This window comes from Hymenobacter glacieicola, from assembly GCF_014640315.1.
Taxonomy (GTDB): Bacteria; Bacteroidota; Bacteroidia; order Cytophagales; family Hymenobacteraceae; genus Hymenobacter; species Hymenobacter glacieicola.
This window is the reverse complement of the sequence record NZ_BMGS01000005.1, coordinates 165,411-180,753: the sequence shown is the minus strand read 5'-3', so window position 1 is coordinate 180,753 and position 15,343 is coordinate 165,411. Positions and strand designations below refer to the sequence as shown.

At 61.1% G+C, this 15,343-nt stretch carries 9 protein-coding genes; 8 read left to right on the top strand and 1 reads right to left on the bottom strand.

Features of this window, described 5'->3' with window-relative positions; translation table 11 throughout:
• Positions 1-24 precede the first annotated feature (24 nt).
• The 6 genes from IEW18_RS10775 (at position 25) to IEW18_RS10750 (ending at position 8,433) form a co-directional block, all read left to right on the top strand.
• Positions 25-1,674 carry a TldD/PmbA family protein gene (locus IEW18_RS10775; RefSeq protein WP_188557855.1) on the top strand — a complete coding sequence of 550 codons (1,650 nt, stop codon included), beginning with the start codon at positions 25-27 and terminating at the stop codon, positions 1,672-1,674.
• Between the two features lie 131 nt (positions 1,675-1,805).
• On the top strand, positions 1,806-3,140 hold the full coding sequence (locus tag IEW18_RS10770) for a TldD/PmbA family protein (RefSeq protein WP_188557854.1): 1,335 nt from the start codon (positions 1,806-1,808) through the stop codon (positions 3,138-3,140).
• Between the two features lie 131 nt (positions 3,141-3,271).
• The gene (locus tag IEW18_RS10765) at positions 3,272-4,462 is read left to right on the top strand and encodes a carboxypeptidase-like regulatory domain-containing protein (RefSeq protein WP_188557853.1); all 1,191 of its coding nucleotides are present in this window, start codon (positions 3,272-3,274) and stop codon (positions 4,460-4,462) included.
• 59 nt (positions 4,463-4,521) lie between these two features.
• Positions 4,522-6,171 (top strand): TldD/PmbA family protein, encoded by a 1,650-nt coding sequence (locus IEW18_RS10760; protein ID WP_188557852.1) that lies wholly within the window; start codon positions 4,522-4,524, stop codon positions 6,169-6,171.
• A gap of 151 nt (positions 6,172-6,322) precedes the next feature.
• Entirely contained in the window at positions 6,323-7,648 is a 1,326-nt protein-coding gene (locus tag IEW18_RS10755) for a TldD/PmbA family protein (protein ID WP_188557851.1), read from the top strand.
• Positions 7,649-7,725: 77 nt separating this feature from the next.
• Positions 7,726-8,433 carry a hypothetical protein gene (locus IEW18_RS10750; protein WP_188557850.1) on the top strand — a complete coding sequence of 236 codons (708 nt, stop codon included), beginning with the start codon at positions 7,726-7,728 and terminating at the stop codon, positions 8,431-8,433.
• 3 nt (positions 8,434-8,436) lie between these two features.
• Here IEW18_RS10750 and IEW18_RS10745 read toward each other — a convergent pair whose 3' ends face one another.
• Positions 8,437-9,033 carry a porin family protein gene (locus tag IEW18_RS10745; protein ID WP_188557849.1) on the bottom strand — a complete coding sequence of 199 codons (597 nt, stop codon included), beginning with the start codon at positions 9,031-9,033 and terminating at the stop codon, positions 8,437-8,439.
• Positions 9,034-9,233: 200 nt separating this feature from the next.
• Between IEW18_RS10745 and IEW18_RS10740 the strand changes: the two genes are divergently transcribed.
• Positions 9,234-9,857, top strand: a complete 624-nt coding sequence (locus IEW18_RS10740) for a DUF4159 domain-containing protein (protein ID WP_110978861.1) — start codon at positions 9,234-9,236, stop codon at positions 9,855-9,857.
• A 528-nt stretch (positions 9,858-10,385) separates the two neighbouring features.
• Positions 10,386-15,284 (top strand): DUF8696 domain-containing protein, encoded by a 4,899-nt coding sequence (locus tag IEW18_RS10735; RefSeq protein WP_188557848.1) that lies wholly within the window; start codon positions 10,386-10,388, stop codon positions 15,282-15,284.
• Positions 15,285-15,343 lie beyond the last annotated feature (59 nt).

Sequence of the window (15,343 nt, the reverse complement as noted above, 5' to 3'; positions counted from 1 at the left end):
TCTATCACCCAAACCATTACCTTCTTGAAACGACGTGACTTTGTGGGGCTGACTGGCCTCGCTACCGGGGCCATGTTCCTGCCCTCTATTCCGGGTCTGGGCGGCGACCTGGTAGACCCCGCCCGCCTGCTGGAGCAAGTAGACCCCGCCATCAAAAAGCGCCTGGCCGACGCGGCCCTGAACGCGGCAAAATCGGCGGGCGCTACCTACGCCGATGTGCGCATTGGCCGCTACCTGAACCAGAGTATTTTCACCCGCGAAAAGCAGGTCCAGAACATTGCCAACGGCGAAAGCTACGGCGCGGGCGTGCGGGTGCTGGCTAACGGCACCTGGGGCTTTGCCGCTACGAATACCGTAACCGAGGCCGGCATGGCCAAGGCCGCCCAGCTAGCCGTACAGATTGCCAAGGCCAACTCCAAGGTGCAGAAGGAGCCCGTGAAGCTGGCTCCCCAGAAAGGCCAGGGCGAAGTAACCTGGAAAACCCCGATTCAGGTTAACGCTTTCGAGGTGCCCATCAAGGACAAAGTGGACCTGCTGCTGGCCGCCAACGCCAAGGCCCTCGACAACGGCGCTTCCTTCGTGAACTCGGCCCTGTTCCAAATCAACGAGCAGAAGTACTTTGCCTCCACCGATGGCTCCTACATTGACCAGGATGTGCACCGCATTTGGCCGAACTTCAGCGTGACGGCCATCGACCGGGCGTCGGGCAAGTTCCGCTCCCGCGAGGCGCTCAGCTCGCCCATGGGCATGGGCTACGAGTACATGCAGCCCAAAGCCCAGGACCAGATTGCCGGCCCTGCCGGCACGGGCCTGGTGGGCTACAAGTACAGCTACGACATGTTGGCCGACGCAACCCTGGCCGCCAAGCAGGCCAAGGAAAAGCTCACGGCCAAATCGGTGACGCCGGGCAAGTACGACCTGGTGCTGGACCCCAATCACCTGGGCCTGACCATTCACGAGTCGGTAGGTCACCCGCTGGAGCTGGACCGCGTGCTAGGCTACGAGGCTAACTACGCCGGTACCTCTTTCGCTACCCTCGACTGGAGAGCCAAGAATCAGCCCTACGGCTCGAAGCTGGTCAACATTGTGGCCGATAAGCGCCAGCCCGGCTCCCTGGGCGCGGTGGGCTTCGACGACGAAGGCGTGCCGGCCAAGGAGTGGAACCTCATCAAGGATGGCAAGCTGGTGGACTATCAGAAAATCCGGGACCAGGCCCACATTGTGGGTCAGAACGAATCGGATGGGTGCTGCTACGCCGACTCCTGGAGCACGGTGCAGTTCCAGCGCATGCCCAACGTCAGCCTCAAGCCCGGCACCGGGAAACTGAGCGTGGATCAGATGATTGCCGGCGTGGACAAGGGCATTTACATTGCCGGCCGCGGTTCCTTCTCCATCGACCAGCAGCGCTACAACTCCCAATTTGGCGGCACGGTGTTTTACGCCATCGAAAAGGGCAAGATTGCCGGCATGCTCGAGGACGTGGCCTACCAGACCAACACGCTGGAGTTCTGGAACTCCTGCGCCGCCATCTGCGACGAGTCGGACTACCGCCTGTTCGGCTCCTTCTTCGACGGCAAGGGCCAGCCCTCGCAGGTGTCGGCCGTGAGCCACGGCTCCAGCACGACCCGCTTCAACGCCGTGAACGTCATCAACACCGCCCGCAAAATCGGATAATCACCTGTCATTCCGAACAAAGTGAGGAATCTGAGTTAGCCTCTTCTATCTGGCTCAGATTCCTCGCTACGCTCGGAATGACAACTTGAAGTGAACCCTTCCCCTTAGAAATCCAGCACATCATCTCCCATATGGCAATTCTTTCCCAAACCGAAGCCCAGGGCATCCTCAAAAAGGTACTGAGCTTCAGCAAGGCCGACGAGTGTGAGGCCACACTTAACGGCCAGACGGGCGGCAACGTGCGCTCGGCCCGCAACGCCATCAGCACCAGCGGCGGCATTGATAACGTGGCCCTTACCGTGGAGTCGCGCTTCGGCAAGCGCTCCGGCGTGGCTACCTGCAACCAGTTCGACGATGCTACCCTGCGCAACTGCGTGCAGCGGGCCGAGGAAATTGCCCGCCTCGCTCCGGAAAGCCCCGAGTACATGCCCCTGCTCGGCCCCCAGAAATACCTGACCTCGGCTAACAGCTTCGCCAAAAGCACCGCCGACATTACGCCCGACTACCGCGCTACCCAGGTGGGCGCCAGCATGAAGCTCTGCGACGAAAAGAAGCTGACTTCGGCCGCCTTCCTCAACGACTCGGCCGGGTTTGTGGCCAAGCGCAACAGCAAGGGCCTCGAAGCCTACCAGCAGGTGTCAGGGCTGGAGTTTAGCATCACGGTGCGCACCCCGGATGGTACCGGCTCGGGCTACGCTACCGCTGATTACAACGATGCCAGCAAGTTTGACGCCCGCCGCCTGACCCAGATTGCGGCCGACAAAGCCGCTGGCTCGCGCAACGCCCAGGCCCTGGAGCCCGGCAAATACACCGTTATTCTGGAGCCCGCCGCCCTGGTTGCCAACACCGATGCCTCCCTGCTGCAGGCCCTGATGAGCGCCCTCGACGCCCGTAACGCCGACGAAGGCCGTTCCTTCCTGAGCAAGAAAGGCGGCGGCAACCGCAAAGGCGAAAAGCTGTTCGATGAGCGGGTAACCATCTACTCCGACCCTACCCACCCCGACATTGCCGACCTCACGTTCTCGGGCGACGGCCGGCCCCAGCAGAAAATGACCTGGATTGAGAAGGGGGTAGTGAAAAACCTTTACACCTCGCGCTATTGGGCGCAGAAGGCTGGTATTCCCGACATTCCGCGCCCCGGCGGCTGGATTATGGAAGGCGGCACCCAAAGCACCGCCGACCTTATCAAGGGCACCCAGCGCGGCATTCTGGTCACGCGCCTGTGGTACATCCGCCCCGTTGACCCCCAGACCCTGCTCTACACCGGCCTGACCCGCGACGGAACGTTCTACATTGAAAACGGCAAGATTAAGCACCCGGTGAAGAACTTCCGCTTCAACGAGTCGCCGATTATCATGCTCAACAACCTGGAGGCCATCGGCAAGCCCGTGCGGGTAGGCGGCAACCTGGTGCCCCCGCTGAAAATCCGCGACTTTACCTTCACCAGCCTCTCGGACGCGGTGTAATAACGCACTCGTATCGTTTTTCAGCGGCAGGGCTTTGTTCTCAAAAGGAATTCTGTCTTGCTGCTGAAAAACTTTAGCACTCACTATATCAAGCACCTACCCAAGCTCTACCTATCTACATATCCTCTACTATGGCGCGTCATTTCTACTACTGCACCGGTTTACTGATTCTGCTAGGGCCCAGTGCAGTTGCGCAACAATTAGCCGGTAGGGTAGTGGATACGGAAACAGGCAAGCCAGTTCCTTACGCCAGCGTGAGTGTTCTGGGGACTGCGCAGGGTACTACCAGCAACGCGGAGGGAGAGTTCGAATTAGCTGTGGCGAAGCTGCCGGGCCGGCTGGTAGCTTCGGAGTTAAGTCACCGCACCGATACCTTGACAGTAACGGGCGCGCAGCCGGTGCTGGTTCGCCTGCAACCCAGCGCCGTTGCGTTGCCGGAAGTGCAGTTGGGCAGCTACACGGCGGAACTGATTAAAAAAGCCTACCGCCAGCTACAGCGGGCCCACGATCAGAAAACGTACGGCCAGGCATTTTACCGGCAAATAACCCAGTTAGACGGTGAAGCGACGGAGGTACAGGAAATGGTGTGGCAAACCAAAACCGATAATGCCGGCCTGAATGGCATGGCGCTGGCGCAGGCCCGCTACGCCAAGAAGAAAGCGCTTATCAGCTTTACCGATTTCTCTAAATTCACGAAGAACTTCAGCATTTTTTCTCCGGCCGATAGCGCTACCTCCCGCCGGCTGCTAAGCCCCCATGTGGCGCAAAACTTTACGCTGACTCTGGTGGGGGTAACGCAGAATGGCCCGCAGCAACTCATAGAAATCGGTTTTGCCAGCAAGTCAGAAAGCAACGCTACCCAGGAAAAAGGCAGCATCACGATTGATGAGGCAACTCACCAGGTGTTGCGGCTTCACCTAGAAACTTCGGGTATTGGGAGCCGCTCGAACCATCCTCTGTTCAGCTTTAAAGAACCCCGTATGGTTTTCGATTGCGTGTTCCAGCCTACCCTGCATGGCAGTACTGATGTTCAGTACATTAAGACTTCTTACCAGGTAGCCCTCAACCGGCCGCTCAAGCCTGATGTCCGCGTGCAAGTCTTATCGTTCACTTCGTTTTACGGTGGACAACGAACCGCTCCATCAGGTATAGCTTACACCAGAGCGGTAGCTGGACAATCTGACCTAGCTACTATCAAGCAAACAACTTATAACCCCGCTTTCTGGCAGAATAACTCGGCCGTGAAGCGCACTCCGCTTGAAGAAGAAATCATTAAATCGTTTGAGCAGAAAGGAGCTTTCGGCACCATGCTCGCACCCTGATTTAAGCGCACAGCCGCGTAGGCGGCTTCACAGTTTTTCACTCCTAACTACCTACTCCTTTGAACAGACGTGATTTTGTGGGCGTAACCGGTCTGGCGGCCGGGGCGCTCTGGCTACCCTCGCTACCCAGCCTGGGCGGCAATCCGGTTGACCCGGCCCAACTCCTGGAAGGGGTAGATGTGGCAGTGAAAAAGCGTATGGCCGATGTAGCCCTGAACGCGGCGAAATCGGCGGGCGCTACCTACGCCGATGTGCGCATTGGCCGCTACCTCAATCAGGGCGTTTTCACCCGCGAAAAGCAGGTCCAGAACATCGTTAACTCGGAAAGCTACGGCGCCGGGGTGCGGGTTATTGCCAACGGTACCTGGGGTTTTGCCGCCACCAACACCGTGACGGAGGCCGGTATTGCCAAGGCCGCCCAGCTAGCCGTGCAGATTGCCAAGGCCAACTCCAAAGTACAGAAGGAGCAGGTGAAGCTGGCTCCGCAACGCGGCTACGGCGAGGTTTCCTGGAAGGCGCCCATCAAGCAGAATGCTTTTGAAGTGCCCATCAAGGACAAAGTAGACCTGCTGCTGGCGGCCAATGCCAAGGCCATGGAAAACGGCGCTTCCTTCGTGAATTCCGTGCTGTTTCAGGTGAATGAGCAGAAGTACTTTGCCTCCACCGACGGCTCTTACATCGACCAGGATATTCACCGCATCTACCCCACTTTCGGGGTAACGGTGGTGGACCGCACCTCGGGCAAGTTCCGGAGCCGGCAGGCCCTGAGCGCCCCCATGGGCATGGGCTACGAGTACCTCACGCCCAAGGCCGAAGACAAGGTAGCGGGCCCCCAGGGCTCGGGCGTCATCGGGTACAAGTACAGCTACGACATGCTGGAAGACGCCGCCCTGGCCGCCCGCCAAGCCAAGGAAAAGCTCACGGCCAAGAGCGTAACGCCGGGCAAGTACGACCTGGTGCTGGACCCTCACCACCTAGGCCTGACCATTCACGAGTCGGTGGGGCACCCGCTGGAGCTGGACCGCGTGCTGGGTTACGAGGCCAATTACGCCGGTACCTCTTTCGCTACCATGGAGTGGAAAGCCAAAGGCCAGCCCTACGGCTCCAAACAAGTGAACATCGTGGCCGACAAGCTGCAAACCGGCTCCCTAGGCGCGGTGGGCTACGACGACGAAGGCGTAAAAACCAAGGAGTGGAACCTCATCAAGGACGGTATTCTGGTGGATTACGAAAAGATTCGGGACCAGGCCCACATCGTGGGTCAGAACGAGTCGGATGGGTGCTGCTACTCCCAGTCGTGGCAGGATGTGCAGTTCCAGCGCATGCCCAACGTCAGCCTGAAGCCCGGCACCGCCAAGCTCAGCGTCGATGACATGGTACGCGGGGTGGACAAGGGCATTTACATTGCCGGCAACGGCTCCTTCTCCATCGACCAGCAGCGCTACAATTCGCAGTTCGGGGGGCAGGTGTTTTACGCCATTGAGAAAGGCAAAATCACGGGCATGCTCGAGGATGTGGCCTACCAGACCAACACGCTGGAGTTCTGGAACTCCTGCGCGGCCGTCTGCGACCAGTCAGACTACCGGTTTGCGGGCTTCTTCAACGACGGCAAGGGCCAGCCCAGCCAGAGCTCCGCGGTAAGCCACGGCTCCAGCACTACCCGCTTCAACGCCGTGAACGTCATCAACACCGCCCGCAAAATCGGCTAGCCTTTCTAGCTGTCATTTAGCTGTCATTCCGAGTGCAGCGAGGAATCTCGCGTGCTGACGTTGTAATGGTAATCAAACGGCAGCCCCCGAAATTCCTCGCTGCACTCGGAATGACGTTCTGGTTTTCTCCACATTCTGCCCATTCAATACCATGGCTATTCTTTCCAAAGACGAGTCGCAGGCTATCCTGAAAAAGGTGCTGAGCTTCAGCACAGCCGATGAGTGCCAGGCCAGCCTGCAGGGCCGCACCACCGGCAACGTGCGCTACGCCCGCAACTCGGTGAGTACGGCCGGCGGGGCCGATAACGTGTCGTTGGTGGTGGAATCGAGGTTTGGCAAGCGGGCCGGCGTGGCCACCTGCAACCAGTTCGACGATGCTACCCTGCGCCGGTGCGTGCAGCGGGCCGAGGAAATTGCCCGCCTCGCCCCCGAAGACCCCGAATACATGCCCCTGCTGGGTCCGCAGCAGTACCTGACTCCGGTAAGCTACGCCGCCAGCACCGCCGCCATTACCCCCGACTTCCGGGCCCAGGTAGCCGGCGACAGTATTGCCTTGTGCGCCGCCAAGCAGCTCACGGCCGCCGGCTACCTCGAAGATGGGGCAACCTTCCAGGCCCTGCGCAACAACAAAGGCCTGGAAGCCTACCAGCAGAACACCAACATCGACTTCTCGGTGACGGTGCGCACGCCCGACGGTACCGGCTCGGGTTACGCCGTGGCTGATTTTACCGACGCCGCCAAGTTCAATGCCAAGGCCCTAACGCAAATTGCGGCCGACAAAGCCGCCGGCTCGCGCAACGCCAAGGCCCTGGAGCCCGGCAAATACACCGTCATTCTGGAGCCGGCGGCCCTGGTTTCCGATGAAGGTCTGCTCAACAACCTGGTCTACAACTTCGGGGCCCGCGAAGCCGACGAAGGCCGTTCCTTCCTCAGCAAGAAAGGCGGCGGCAACCGCACCGGCGAAAAGCTCTTCGACTCGCGCATTACCATCTACTCTGACCCGCTGAACGCCCAGGCCCCCGGCTCGGTGTTCGATGGGGAAGGACTACCCGTAAAGCGCATGAACTGGGTGGAAAAGGGCGTGGTCAAGAACCTGTACTACACCCGCTACTGGGCCCAGAAAACCGGCAAACAGCCCACGGCTTTTTCCGGCAACTTCATCATGGAAGGCGGCACCCAGAGTGTGCAGGACCTGATTAAGAGCACGGCCAAGGGCATTCTGGTCACGCGCCTGTGGTATATCCGCGACGTGGACCCGCAAACCCTGCTGTTTACCGGCCTAACTCGGGACGGCACGTTCTACATCGAGAACGGCAAAATCAAGCACCCGGTGAAGAACTTCCGCTTTAACGAGAGCCCCGTGATTATGCTCAACAACATCGAGGCCATCGGCAAACCCGTGCGCCTCGGTGGCAACCTGGTGCCCCCACTCAAGATTCGGGATTTCACCTTCACCAGCCTCTCAGACGCGGTGTAGGACTGCTGATTAGGCGTAATTTAGTGGCTTTTCTCAAGTGCTGGGAGAAGCCACTTTCTTATTTACTGCTTTGCTGCATGAAGCAATTTCTACTTTTTGCTATTGTATCGGCTCCTATGATTGCCTCGGCGCAGGTAGCAGGGCCGGCATCAGAGCCCAGACAGGGTACTACCACAACCCCAGCTAGCCCAGACACGGCCGAGTACCGGGTGAACCGGTATATTTCGTTTATCCCCGGTACCCTGCAGCTAACCGACGGAAGAGTAGTTTCGGGCTACCTGCCGGTGCCGACGATGTACCCCGGCATAGACTATCCGTTCATTTATTACCTGGCTCATCCCAACAGCCAACCTAAGCCACCCAAACAGGACGTTCGGGTAGATGAGGTAGAGCGCATGACGGCGGGCAAACATTATTTCGAGCCAATGCGCCTAGCCGGCGACAAAAAGGTAAAGATCCTGGCCGAGAGGGTGGTTACGGGTCCGGTTGAGCTATTTCTGCAAGCCGAACAACAGAGCGTTCCTCTGCCAATACCGTTGCCTGGTGCCGTACTTCACTCTAGTATTCCGTACAAGAACAGCCACTTTTTTGTCCGCCGTAATGGCGTGCTCACGAAGGTTGACCGGGGCATGTTCTACATGCAAATGAGCCAGTATCTGGCCGATTATCCAGGCTTGGCCAAGATGGTAGCCCGCAATGAGAAAGGCTACCACTACCAAGACCTAATCAGGATAGTTACCAATTATAACCGCTACAAAAGCAACTTACCCAGCAGCGGCCACTAGCGGCTAGTCGTTGTCAAACTGCAGGGCCACGTAGGCCTGAATCACGCGGTTGCGCAGGCGCGGGTCGTTGGTGCCGCTGAGGTTTTTCACGTCGTTGATGTCGTTGACGCCGGCGTTGAAGCGCCCGCCCAGCAGCAGATTGCCCAGCTTCAGGCCCGCGCCGGCGCACAGGCTCAGGTCGCCGCGCTTGTAGCCGCTGTAGGGGCCATTGCCCGAAGAAGACACGTTCAGGTCGCCGCTGGCGTCCTTGCGCAGCAGTAGCCCAAACTGCGGGCCCGCCTCCACGAACACCGGCCCCAGCGTGACTTTGGCCAGCACCGGCAGGTTGAGGTAGTGCAGCTTGGCATCGTAATTCCCGACGGCATCCCGGAAGGAGCTCCCCTGCAGCGAGTACAGCAGCTCCGGCTGAATGGAAATGGGGCCAATCAGGTCGGCCTCGTAGAAGACCCCGGCGTGGTAGTAGGTGTTGTACTTAGTGGACGTGGAGCCCAGGTTGTCGCCATCGAGCACGGCGGCGTTGAGGCCGGCCTTAATGCCGAGTTGGGCGTGGGCGGAAAAAGTGAGCAGCAGGGCCACCAACAGGAGCAGTTTGTGTTTCATAATGCAGGAAGTGAGGAGTTTATACAAGAGCCACTTGCCTGGTCTAACGAAGCCAACGTCCCCAGGGGTATAGCCGCGCTGTACAAAATGCAAACCTCTGGGGGCCCGGGCTCAGAAAAATCTATCTTCGTTGCTACCCCGGTAAGCCACCTTCTGAGCGGCGCGGGGTCTTTCTGCCGTTTTCCTTCTTACCGCCCTTCATGCCCGCTCCCTTTACTTTCGTGCGTCTGCAATACCGCTCCGGCGACTGGGATGCGGTAGATGAGCGGATGCCGGCCAACTTGCTGCACTCCCTGGTGCAGTACACCAAAGTACCCGTAAATGCCAAGGAAAAGGTAGTGGCCCTCGACTCGCCGGAGCTGTTTCGCTACCCGTTCTGCTACCTCTCGGGGCACCGGCTGGTGCAGTTTTCGGCGCCGGAAAAGAAAAACTTTGAGCAGTACGTCCGGGGCGGTGGCTTCGTGTTCGTCGACGACTGCAACCACGACATCGACGGGCTGTTTGCGCGCTCCTTCGAGGAACAGATGCGGGTATGCTTTGGGGCGGGCGCCCTGAAGAAACTGCCCAAAACTCACCCCATCTACTCGCAGTTTTTCAAGTTTCCGGAAGGTCCGCCCAACACCGGCTTCGAGCTCAACGGCTGGGGCGACGACCTGGTGCACGACTACCTTAAAGGCATCGAAATCAACGGACGCCTGGCCGTGCTCTACTCCAACAAGGACTACGGCTGCGAGTGGGACTACGACTTCCGCAACAAACGCTTCCTGGCCGAGGACAACACCAAGTTCGGCGTCAACATCATCCTCTACGCCCTGACGGCCTAGCCGCCGCCGCGCGGGCCAGTGAGGCCAGCTCGGATGAGTTAAGCGGCCGAAGTTGCTAGTCCGCCCTGCCCAGCAACTTCGGCGTTTTCTACCTGGGGCGCGCCGGGCGAAGTTCAGATAAATCTGGGCTTGGCTTTGCTCGAAAGGCCGGGCGGCCGAGCCGGATACTAAGTGTCTCGTCTGAATCGTTGAGGTAGCAGAGCAGTAGCAGCACGCGTGATGCCTCGTTCCAGGCGCTGCTGGCCGTTTCTGTTTTCGGATTTTGGCTGACTGTCCTGATACCGTGCGTGATGGAAGTAAAGGCTGCCTTTCGGCACAATCAGGCTGGAGTGGAAGAATGATCTGATGGTCTAGCACTATTCGGTCATTGGGTTGCACAAAGCTGGCTAACAGTGTGTAGCTTTACTGAAACCGGCTAGTAGCTCTTTTCTGCAGTAACTGGTCATTACGCTCCGTTTCTGCAGGGCGGTGAGTGCCCCTTTTCTTGCTGCCTGTCTGCTTCCCGTCCGCCCACTTACCTGCCCCACTATGCGCGCAGAACTATCGCACCATACTTGTATTCCTGTTTGCTCTTTTTCCACCCGTAGCTGGCCGGCAGGTAGCACTACCCGCCGCCGGGGTAGGCAGGTGCGCCCCGCGGCGGCCTGGCTACTGACGCTGCTGCTTTTGCTGCTCAGCGGCGCAGCTACCCCAATTCTGGGCCAGACAGCCCCCCCGCCCCCACCGCCAGAATGCGCAGCGGACGAGAAGTTTGCCAACACGTGGTATTTCGGCTATAAGGCGGGCCTGGACTTCAATCAAGCCACTGATTCCGTTCAGCCCACAGTGCTCACCAACGGCCAAATGGACGCCCCGGCCGGCTCGGGGGTAATGTCGGATGGTACCGGAAAGATTCTCTTCTACAGCAACGGCGAAACCGTCTGGAACGGCGACGGCACCGTCATGACCAACGGCACGGGCCTGGCGGGCAACCGCTTCACCACCGACGGCCCCCTGCCCATCAAGATGCCGGGCATCCCTCCAGCGGGCCAACCGACGCGCTACCTGCTCTTCACTCTGAACAGCACCGTGGGCCTGAGCTATTCGGAAATAGTAATTCCGGCGGGTGGGGGGCCGGGCACCGTCGTAGCCGCCACCAAAAACACGCCCCTGGCCCGCGGCACGGCGGAAAAGCTAACGGGCGTATTCCATAAAAACGGCTGCGACATCTGGGTTATCACGCACGGCTGGGGCGATGCCAAGTCCGGCAATGACAACCGCGGCGACGCCTTTCTGGCCTACCGCGTGCGGCAAGCAGCCGGCTATGTAGGTCCGGTTCTCATCGACGCGCCGGTTCTCTCCACCATAGGCAGCCTGCACGCGCCAAGCGTGGCAGCCCTGGGCTACAAAGGCCAGATGAAGGTAACGCCTAATGGCCAGCAGCTGGCCCTGGCCCGCTACAGCGAAGCAGTGGGCGACAGCAGCAGTACCGTTGAGCTGTTTGGGTTTGATACCAGCACGGGCCAGGTAAGCGCCAACCCGCAGGTTCCCTTCATTGTCGATAGCGGCGAAGGGAAATACTACGGGGTGGGGTTTTCGCCCGGCAGCTACCTCTACGCCACGGTACGCAATCCGGCCAAGCTGCTGCAATTCGATATCAGCGGCCGCGGGCCGGTGACGGAGCAGGACATTCCGCTCAAGCAGAAAAGCCCGGCCGACCTGGGCTCGCTGCAGGCCGCGCCCGATGGCAAGATGTACGTGGCCCGCGACAACCAGCCCGCGCTCGGCGTCATCTACTACCCCGACTCGCTGGGGGCCAAGGTCCGCTACGCCGACGATACCCTGCAGCTAGGGGGCCGCCTCAGTGGCCTGGGCCTGGTCAACTTCAACCAAAGCTCCCTGCTGCGCGTGGGGCCCAGCGCGGAGATAACGGGTTGTCGGCAAATAACTTTTGCGGCCCCGCCCATTGACTTTGAGAACAAGAAGTATCTCTGGACGTTCGGCGACGGCACTACCTCAACCGACGAGAATCCCGTTCATACGTACGCTACGCCCGGCACCTACACCGTCACGCTCCGTATCACCACCGACTGCTTTTGCCGCGAAAGCTCGGGCCTTATCCAGGTGCCCGATTTGCCGGTACCGGGCAGCATTGCGGCGCCGCAGACCTTGTGCGCCGGCACCGCGCCGGCCACGCTTACCAGCAGCGCCGCTGCTTCCAGCGACGCCAGCCTGCCCATCACCTACCAGTGGGAATCGTCGCCGGATAACACCACTTTTACAGCCATTGGCGGAGCTAACGGCCCTACCTACACGCCCCCCAGCTCGCTGCCAACGGGCACCACTTATTTCCGGCGGCGCGTGCAGTTGCTGCTGCCCACCGGAGCAGGCCCTTACTGTGAATCCCGCACTACCGCTTCGGTAGCCATTACCGTGTTGCCCGCCCTGACGCCGGGCAGCATTGCCGCCAACCAGACCGTGTGCGCCGGCAGCCCGGTAGCCCCACTAACGAGCACGGCTCCCGCCACGGGCGGCACGGGCACGTTTGCCTACCAGTGGGAATCTTCCACGGACAACTCTACCTGGACACCGGTAGCCAGCGCCACCGGCGAGACGTTCACGCCGGGCCTGCTGACCGTTACTACCTACTTCCGGCGCCAGGTACTTTCCGGGGCGTGCACCACGACGCCTTCCAACGTAGTGACCATCACTGTGGTGCCCGCCATAACCGCCGGTACCATTGCCGCCAGCCAAACGGTGTGCGCCGGCGGTACGCCGGCTCCTCTTACCAGTGAGACGCCGGCAACGGGCGGCACGGGCACCATTGACTATCAGTGGGAATCGTCGGCGGATAACGTGAATTTCAGCGCCCTTGGCGGGGCCACCGGGCCGACCTTTACGCCCGGACCGCTCACGGCCACTACCTATTTCCGCCGCCGGGCAAGTTCGGGCACCGCCTGTGCGCCGGCCTTATCCAATGTCGTTACCATCACGGTGGCTCCGGCCCTGACGGCGGGTACCATCGGCTCAGATCAGACGCTCTGCCCCGGCGCTACCCCGGCCCCATTAACCAGCTCGACTTCGGCCTCGGGTGGCACCGGCACATTCGCCTACCAGTGGGAATCATCGACGGATAATACTACCTGGACGGCTATTGCCGGGGCCACCAACCCCACGTTTGCGCCGGGTGTGCTCACGGCTACTACCTACTTCCGACGGGGTGTCACCTCGGGGCCTTGCGGGCCGGTGTACTCGCCTGCCGTTACTCTAACGGTGCTACCCGCGCTTGTTGCCGGCAGCATTGCCGCTGACCAAACCGTGTGCGCGGGCGCGACGCCGGCTCCTCTGACCAGCGCGGTCGGGGCCAGCGGTGGCACGGGCACATTTGCGTATCAATGGGAATCTTCCGCGGATAACTCGACCTGGACAGCTGTTGCCGGGGCCACCAGCGCCGACTACGCGCCGGGTCCGCTCACGGCCACTACCTACTTCCGCCGCCGGGTTACCTCCGGGGCGTGCGGACCGGAGTTTTCGCCGTCCGTCCTGATTACCGTGTTGCCCGCTCTGACGGCGGGGAGCATTGGCAACAACCAGACGCTCTGCCCCGGCGCTACCCCGGCCCCGCTCACCAGCACGGCTCCGGCGGCCGGCGGCACGGGCATACTGGCGTATCAGTGGGAATCGTCGACGGATAACAGCAGCTGGACGGCCATTGGCGGGGCCACCGGGCCGACTTTTGCGCCGGGTCCGCTGACAGTTACCACCTATTTCCGGCGGCGCGTTACTACCGGGCCCTGCGGGCCGGTCTTTTCCAACGTTGTCACGCTCACGGTGCTACCCGCCCTGACTGCCGGCACCATTGGCAGTAACCAGACGGTGTGCCCCGGCGCTACGCCGGCCCCGCTGACGAGCACGGCTCCGGCCACGGGCGGTACGGGCGCGTTTGCCTACCAGTGGGAATCCTCGTTAGACAACACTACCTGGACGGCTGTAGCGGGTGCCACCGGCGAAACCTTCGCCCCCGGCCCGCTGACGGTTACTACCTATTTCCGCCGCCGGGTAACGTCGGGAGCATGCGGGCCGGAGTACTCGCCCTCGGTAGTGCTGACGGTGCTGCCGGAGCTGGTGGCAGGCACCATTAGCGCCGACCAGGATATTTGCGCGGGCACTGCGCCTAGTCCGCTTAATGGTGGCGGGGCCAGTGGTGGCACGGGCACGTTTGCGTATCAGTGGGAGTCTTCGGCGGATAACTCGACCTGGACCGCCATTGCTGGGGCCACGAACCCCACGTATGCCCCTGGTGCCCTGCAAGCCACTACCTATTTCCGGCGGCGCGTTACTTCCGGCACCGGTACCTGCGCCACGGCGGTTTCCAACGTCGTCACGATTCGGGTGACGCCTTTGGTGACGCCCACCGTAACCCTGGCCACGCCGCCCGTGCAGTGCCCCGGCACCCCGCTGACCTTCACGGCCGTGGCTACCAATGCGGGGCCGGCCCCCACGTTCCAGTGGTTTGTGAATAACGTGGCCGTAGCCAGCGGCCCTACCTTCACGAGCAGCACCCTGGTAACCGGCGACCAGGTGCGGGTACAGGTGACGCCCACGGCGGGCCTGTGCAGCACGGGTCCGGCGGTGGCTACCGTCACGGTTACGCGCACGCCCACCCCGCAGCCTACCCTTACCATTACGGTGCAGCCCGGCGGGCCCGTGTGTTTGGGCGCGCCGCTTACCTTCAGCATTGCCAACGTAACGGAGGCGGGCCCTACTCCTACTTACCAGTGGCAGGTGAATGGCTCTGATGTAGCCGGGGCGACGGGCCCGGTTTTCACCAGCACCACCCTGCGCGCGGGCCAGGTGGTAACCCTGCGCCTGCGCACTACCAACAACTGCGCCCAGCCGGTAACGGCCGTTTCCAACGGCATACCCGTCCGGATTCAGCCGCCGGTTGACGTGGATGCCGGCCCCGACAAGGAGATTCTGGCTGGTACTTCCGTAACGCTGGAAGGCCGCGCCGATGGCTCCTACCCCGTGCGCTGGACGCCCGCCGCGGGGCTAACCTTCCGGGGCGACTCATTGCGGCCCGTGGCCTCGCCCAGGGTAACTACTACCTATACCCTCTCGGCCGGGGCGGGCGGCTGCGCCGATTCTGACCAGGTGACCGTGACCGTGCGCCCGGCCATCCGCATTCCCAACGCCTTCACGCCCAACGGCGACGGCCGCGACGATACCTGGCAGATTGAGTTCATTGAGCAGTTCCCCGACAACACCGTGAGCGTGTTCAACCGCTGGGGCAACCGGGTTTTCTCGGCCAACAACTACGGCCGGGCCAATGAGTGGCGCGGCGACATCAACGGCCAACCCGCTCCGGTGGGCACTTACTACTACGTGGTCGTCACGAAGGGGCCGCTGGGCAAGTCCTACAGCGGGTCCATCACGATTCTGTATTAACGAAATGCCCGGCCGGGCGCAGGTCGTCTGGCCGGGTTCTTTCTTCGCTAAGACCTTAC

Coding starts and splice junctions, on each gene's coding strand:
- IEW18_RS10750 (WP_188557850.1), top strand. CDS start 7,726: ATGAAGCAATTTCTACTTTTTGCTATTGTATCGGCTCCTATGATTGCC.
- IEW18_RS10755 (WP_188557851.1), top strand. CDS start 6,323: ATGGCTATTCTTTCCAAAGACGAGTCGCAGGCTATCCTGAAAAAGGTG.
- IEW18_RS10770 (WP_188557854.1), top strand. CDS start 1,806: ATGGCAATTCTTTCCCAAACCGAAGCCCAGGGCATCCTCAAAAAGGTA.
- IEW18_RS10740 (WP_110978861.1), top strand. CDS start 9,234: ATGCCCGCTCCCTTTACTTTCGTGCGTCTGCAATACCGCTCCGGCGAC.
- IEW18_RS10745 (WP_188557849.1), bottom strand. CDS start 9,033: ATGAAACACAAACTGCTCCTGTTGGTGGCCCTGCTGCTCACTTTTTCC.
- IEW18_RS10765 (WP_188557853.1), top strand. CDS start 3,272: ATGGCGCGTCATTTCTACTACTGCACCGGTTTACTGATTCTGCTAGGG.
- IEW18_RS10735 (WP_188557848.1), top strand. CDS start 10,386: ATGCGCGCAGAACTATCGCACCATACTTGTATTCCTGTTTGCTCTTTT.